This window comes from Roseisolibacter sp. H3M3-2 (assembly GCF_029211165.1).
In the GTDB taxonomy this organism is placed as follows: domain Bacteria; phylum Gemmatimonadota; class Gemmatimonadetes; order Gemmatimonadales; family Gemmatimonadaceae; genus Roseisolibacter.
The window spans coordinates 1-5,329 of record NZ_JARGEK010000338.1 but is presented as its reverse complement, the minus strand read 5'-3'; the positions used below and the strand labels follow the sequence as shown (position 1 = coordinate 5,329).

7 protein-coding genes are annotated in these 5,329 nt (G+C 77.0%); all 7 read right to left on the bottom strand.

The window, feature by feature from the left end; all coding sequences use genetic code 11:
• Positions 1-6: 6 nt before the first annotated feature.
• Positions 7-369 carry a hypothetical protein gene (locus PYV61_RS20480; RefSeq protein WP_275835102.1) on the bottom strand — a complete coding sequence of 121 codons (363 nt, stop codon included), beginning with the start codon at positions 367-369 and terminating at the stop codon, positions 7-9.
• A complete protein-coding gene (locus tag PYV61_RS20475) occupies positions 366-767 on the bottom strand; it encodes a hypothetical protein (protein ID WP_275835101.1) in 402 nt (133 codons plus the stop codon). The genes PYV61_RS20480 and PYV61_RS20475 overlap by 4 nt, the downstream gene beginning before the upstream one ends.
• 6 nt (positions 768-773) lie before the next feature.
• A complete protein-coding gene (locus tag PYV61_RS20470) occupies positions 774-1,277 on the bottom strand; it encodes a hypothetical protein (protein ID WP_275835099.1) in 504 nt (167 codons plus the stop codon).
• 4 nt (positions 1,278-1,281) lie between these two features.
• Entirely contained in the window at positions 1,282-1,713 is a 432-nt protein-coding gene (locus PYV61_RS20465; RefSeq protein ID WP_275835097.1) for a hypothetical protein, read from the bottom strand.
• Positions 1,714-1,720: 7 nt separating this feature from the next.
• Positions 1,721-3,439, bottom strand: coding sequence for an ATP-binding protein (locus PYV61_RS20460; protein WP_275835095.1), 1,719 nt, complete (start codon positions 3,437-3,439; stop codon positions 1,721-1,723).
• Positions 3,426-4,877: an ATP-binding protein gene (locus tag PYV61_RS20455; protein WP_275835093.1), complete on the bottom strand. Its 1,452-nt coding sequence runs from the start codon at positions 4,875-4,877 to the stop codon at positions 3,426-3,428. The genes PYV61_RS20460 and PYV61_RS20455 overlap by 14 nt, the downstream gene beginning before the upstream one ends.
• Positions 4,874-5,329: SpoIIE family protein phosphatase (locus PYV61_RS20450; RefSeq protein WP_275835091.1), on the bottom strand; the 456-nt coding region annotated here is incomplete at its 5' end. The genes PYV61_RS20450 and PYV61_RS20455, both read right to left, overlap by 4 nt.

The following is a 5,329-nucleotide window of genomic DNA, read 5'->3' as shown; positions in this document are numbered from 1 at the left end:
GTCTTCCTAAGACCGCTTGGCCTCCGACTTGCGGCGCGTCCCGCGCCACCGGTCGCCGCCCAGCCCCCACCCGTCGAGCGTGCGCGCCGCGTGCGCGTCGAACGTCGCCAGCGCCGAGTCCCCCGCCAGCTCGCCGGCGCCGCGGCCGAGCACCGGCACCAGCAGCGGCCAGCGGCGGTCGGCGCTGGCGCGCGCCAGCTCGTCGCCGACGACGTGCGCGGTGAACAGGAGGTGGTCCACCACCGCCTGCCGCGCCGGCGCGCGCCGCGGGCGCCACGACGAGCCGACGCCGAGCGACGCGGCCAGGGCGAGCGCGGTCGTGTAGGCGATCGCGCCGGCCACCAGCGGGTGGCGCCGCCGCGCCCTCACGCCGGCGAGCGGCGCGGCGCCTCGTCCGCGGGGGCGGCCAGCAGCGCCTCGGCCTGCTCGCGCGTGCGCACCACCGCCAGCTCCGACGGCTCGGCGTCGCGCAGCGTCTGGAACATGCGCCCCATCCCGTACAGCGCGTCGGTGGGCGCGACGATCACGCGCCGCCCCGCGCACCCCTGCCCGTTCGGCGTCACGGTGACGATGTGGCGGATCCCCGCGCCGGTGACCGCGAGCGCCGTGACCCCGGTGGCGTCGATGACGTGGTCGTACTCGGCGTCGTACGCCGGGTCGACGCGCAGCCGCGCCTCCATCGCGATCAGCTCGGGGTCGGTGAGCGTCCCCGACAGCCGCGTGTGGATGCGGCGGCGCGCGGGGTCGATCGTGTAGTCGGCCGGCATGGCTCTCTATCTAGGAGCGGCCCGGGCGGCCTGCCAGATGCGGCCGAGGATCGAGTCGACGCGCCCCTCGTACGCCAGGCGCTCGGGGCTCGAGCGCCCGCAGGCCCACTCGTCGCGGACGACGGCGCCGCCCGCGTCCCGGCGCGCGATGGACCACGGCGTGCCGTCGAGGCATTCAGTCGTCCACCGCATCCCGTCGGGCTGCACCCCGCTCCTCGGCGGGTGGGCCGGCGCGCGCGCCACGTCGAGCGACTCCAGGTCGGCGAATAGGCCCAGCCAGTCCGGCGCGCCGTCGGCGAAGGAGACGACGCAGGTCGCCCGCGCGGGCGCCGTCTCCCACGCACGGCAGCGGAACAGGCGGTCGTAGTGATCCTGCCGCCCGGCGGGCACCGTCACGCGCGCCTCGCCGCTCGCCGCTCGGCCGGCCCCGCGCACCCGCACCTCGAGCGTCAGATGCGCGAGCGCGAGCTCCTGCGTCAGCGTGTACTCGACCACCGTCGGCGGCTGCACCGTCTCACCCCGCGGCCGCGCGCTCGGCCGCCGCCAGCGCCGCCGCCCGCCGCCGCGCCAGCACCGCCCCGGCCTGCGGGTCGGCCAGCACCACCGCCTCGACGTGCCGGCAGAACCCCGGCTCCCCCGTCAGCGCGCGCAGCTCGGCCAGGAACGGGTGCACCTTGGCGAACGCGAGGTACACCTCGCCGTGCGCGGCGCGGAACGCGTCGCCGTCCACCGCGCCCGACGTCACCAGCGACGCCGCCATGTCCCAGTAGCCGAGCACCATGCGGAAGTCGGCGTTGCGCGCGCCGCCGGCCACCGCCACCAGCTCCTCGAACGTCGCCGGCGTGAACTCGGCGGTGAACCACGCGCGCGCGCGCCGCAGCTCCGGCTCGCGCCGCAGCGCGAACAGCTCGAGGTTCAGGCGCGCGCTCTCGTACGGCGTCGGCACCGCCCCCTCACCCGCGCGGGGCGTCGCCCGGCTGCGCGCGCCGCAGCGCCACCGTGAACGTCGACCCCTGGCCGACCGCGCTGCGCATGCGCAGGTCGCCGCCCATGCCGCGCGCCAGGTCGCGCGAGATCGCCAGCCCCAGCCCCGTGCCGTCGCTGCCGCGCGTCAGCCCCGCGGCCACCTGCACGAACGGGTCGAAGATCGCGTCCTGCTTCTCGCGCGGCACGCCGATCCCGGTGTCGGCCACGCGCAGGAAGACGAGCTGCGCCAGCGCCGCCGACGCCGGGCGCCGCGCCACCGACACGCGCACCAGCCCCCCCGACGCGGTGAACTTCACCGCGTTCGACAGGAGGTTGAGCAGCACCTGCGCCAGCTTCGCGCGGTCGGCCCACACCATGATCGGCGCGCCGCCCCCGTCGTCGGCCAGCGCGAGGTCGGTCTCGCAGCGCAGCCCCTTGGCCGCGATCTGCGGCTCGACCATCGGCAGCACGTCGGCCACCACGTCGGCCAGCGCCACCGGCCGCACGTCGAACTCGACGCCCCCGGCCTCGAGCTTCGACAGGTTCAGGATGTCGTTGATGAGCGAGAGCAGGTGGCGCTGCGCGCGCTGCACCCGCCCGAGCGCGCCCAGCTGCGCCTCGTTCACCGGCCCGTGCACCCCGATCTCCAGCAGCTCGACGTAGCCCTGGATCGCGTTCAGCGGGGTGCGCAGCTCGTGGCTCATGTTCGCCAGGAACTGGCTCTTCGCCTCGCTCGCCTGCTCGGCGGCGCGGCGGGCCAGCCGCTCGGCCTCGTGCAGCCGGGCGCGCTCGATCGCCAGCGCGCCCTGCCGCGCCAGCGCCTCCAGCAGCCGCCGGTCGTCGTCGCCGATGACGCGCCCGCGCGCGAACGCGAACCCGACGACGCCGAGCACCGCCCCCTCGCCCCCCACCAGCGGCACGACGTACTCCGCGCCGAGGCCGAGACGCTCCGGCTCCTCGCCGAGCGCGGGGAACGCGTCGTAGCCCTCGGGGGTGCCGATCAGCAGCGGCCCGCCCGACGCGACCGCGCGCGGCCACGGCAGGTCGCCCGCGTTCGGGAAGCGGCGCCACTTCGCCATGACGTCGTCCGGCATCCCGACCGCCGCCGCCAGCTCGAACGTCGCGCCGTCGGCGCTCAGCAGCCCGAGCGACGCCGTGCGCACGCCGAGCAGCTCGGCCCCCGCGGCGACGATGATCTGGGCGGCGCGCACGGCGTCGAGCACCGGCGCCAGCTCCGTCGCCACCGACTGCAGGCGCTGCAGCCGCGCCTCGCTCACGCGCAGCCGCGCCTCCGCGTGCGCGCCGCGCAGGATCGCGCGCACCGTCGCCACCAGCACGCGCGGGTCCACCGGGTGGGTGAGGTAGCCCTCGGCGCCCGCGTCGAGCCCCTCCGCCGCCGCCTCGGGGCTCGTGAAGCTCGCCGAGAGGTGGAGCACGGGGATGTGCGCCGTGTCCGGGTCGGCCTTCAGCCGCCGCGCCACCTCGAACCCCAGCAGGTCGGGGAGGCGCACGTCGAGCAGCACGAGGTCGGGGCGCGAGCCGGGCTCCGCCGCGCGCGCCAGCGCGTCGCGCCCGGTCGCCGCCTCGCGCACGCGGAACCCCGCGACCTCCAGCATCCGCGACACGGCGAAGCGGTTCGCCTCCGTGTCGTCGACGACGAGCACCGTGCCGATCGGGCGGTCGGCCGCCGCGTCAGACGTCCGCATGCGCCCCCTCGCGCGCCGGCGCGCCGGCGGCCTCGCCGGCCGGGCGCCGCGGCACCGCCAGCGTGAACGTGGAGCCCACCCCCGGCACGCTCTCGAGCGTGACGTCGCCCCCGAGCAGCCGCGCCAGGCGGCGCGACAGCGGGAGCCCGAGCCCCGTCCCCTTCACCTGCCGCTGCCGCGGCGACTCCACCTGCCAGAACTCCTCGAAGATCTGCTCCTGGTCGTCGGGCGCGATCCCGATCCCCGTGTCCTGCACGTGGAAGCGCACCCAGTCGTCGTCGGCGTCGGCCAGCACGCGCACCTCGCCGCGCTCCGTGAACTTGAGCGCGTTCGACACGAAGTTGCGCAGGATCTGCGACACCTTCGCCTCGTCGCACAGGAAGGGCGGGATCTCGTCGGCGGGGCCGAACACCAGCGGCACGCCGCGGTCGTTCCACGCCCCGACCGGCGCCGGGCCCGCCTGCACCGCCTGCATCGGGCGGAACATCCCGCGCAGCGCGCCGAAGAGCTCCGCGACGCGGCACTCGGCCAGCTGCACCGTCGTCTTCCCCGCCTCGATCTTCGCCAGGTCGAGCCAGTCGTCGACCAGCTGCGCCAGCCCCTCGGCCGAGTCGCCGATGAGCGCCGCCGTCTTGCGCTGCACGCCGGTGAGGTCGCCCACCACCCCGTCGAGGAAGAGGCGCACGAGGTTGCGGATCGCGTTGAGCGGCGTGCGCAGCTCGTGGCTCAGGTCCGACAGGAAGCGCGTCTTCACCTCGTTGAGGCGCGCCAGGTAGCTCGCGCGCTCGTCGAGCTCCGCGTACAGCGCCACCACGCCGCGGTTGGTCTCCTCCAGCTCGCGGTTGGTCTCGGCGAGCGTCGCGTTGAGGCGGTCGACCTCGGCCTGCCGCTCGCGCAGCGCGTCGAGCGCGCGCAGCAGCTCCTGGTTCTGCAGCCGCGCCTCCTCCAGCGCGCCGCGCGGCGGCTGCTCGGCCAGCGCGTCGGCGAGTCGGCGCGCCGTCGTCGCGTCGGCCGGCGGCGCGCCGCGCGCGAACTCGCGCGCCAGCGTGACCGTCGTCCCCGCGCCCGGCGGCGCCGCGATGGCGAAGCGGTCGCTGAGCCGCCGCGCGCCCACCAGCCCGAGCCCCATCCCGGTGGGGGAGCGGTAGCCGCCCCCGAGCACCGCGTCGAGGTGCGGGATCCCGGGGCCGCGGTCGCGGATCACCGTCAGCAGGTGCTGCGGCGCGCCGGGGAGCGCGGGGCGCTCGACGCCGACCTCCAGCTGCCCGCCCCCGCCGTACTGCACGGCGTTGCGCGCCACCTCGGAGACCGCGGTGGCGATGCGCGTCTGGTCCTGCGCGTCGAAGCCGACGAGCGCCGCCACCTGCCGCACCCGCTGGCGCGCCAGGACGACGTCGTGCTCGGTGGCGAGCGCGCAGGTCAGGAGGGGGATCGTCATGCGGCGGCGTCGGGGCGGGCGGCGTGGCGGGCCACGACCACGGTGACGTCGTCGCGCCCCCGCGTCCAGTCCCGGTACAGGACGCCCGCCACCAGCGCGGCGTCCCGCCGCGCGAGCCCGGGGCGCTCGTCGAGCCGCCACTGCGTCGCCAGCCCGTCGGAGTGCAGCACCAGCAGCGCCCCCTCGGGCCACGCGTAGTCGAACTCCTGCACCTTCCGCATCTGGTGCCCCACGATGCCGTTGTGCGACACCACGCTCTGCGAGCGCGCGCCCTCGGCCGCCGGGACGATCGAGCCGGCGATGTTCCCCACCCCGGCGAAGCGCAGGCGCCCCGCCGCGCGGTCGAGCGCGACGATCGCCACCGCGGCGCCGCGCGTCACCCGCAGCGCGCCGAGCGCCGCCTGCATCGCCTCGGCCGGCGTCGCCGCCGACCGGCCGGCGAACAGCCGCCC